The organism is Paenibacillus sp. 598K (assembly GCF_003851045.1).
Lineage (GTDB): Bacteria > Bacillota > Bacilli > Paenibacillales > Paenibacillaceae > Paenibacillus_D.
Map to the genome: position 1 here is coordinate 512 of NZ_BFBX01000019.1, position 305 is coordinate 816.

A 305-nucleotide genomic window follows, 5' to 3' on the forward strand; every position below is an offset into this window, starting at 1 on the left:
GGCAAGAGCACGCTGATGAATCTGCTCGCCGGACTGGATACGCCAACCGGCGGCACGATCCTGATCGGCGGCAAGCCGATGAAGGGGCCGCAGGAGGGCAACGCCGTCGTCTTCCAGAAGGATCTGCTGCTGGAGTGGCGGACGGTGCTGGCCAATGTGCTGCTGCCGTTCGAGCTGCAAAATGTCACCTGGCTCGACCGCAAGGATCGGACGACGAACAAGCAACTGGCCGAGGAGATGCTGCAGATGGTCGGGCTGGAAGGGTTCGGCGACAAGTATCCATTCGAGCTGTCCGGCGGCATGCG

At 63.0% G+C, this 305-nt stretch carries 1 protein-coding gene; it reads left to right on the forward strand.

Going from position 1 to position 305, the window contains the following annotated elements:
* On the forward strand, positions 1–305 hold a 305-nt coding region (locus tag PA598K_RS08485; protein ID WP_128656585.1), incomplete at both ends, for an ATP-binding cassette domain-containing protein.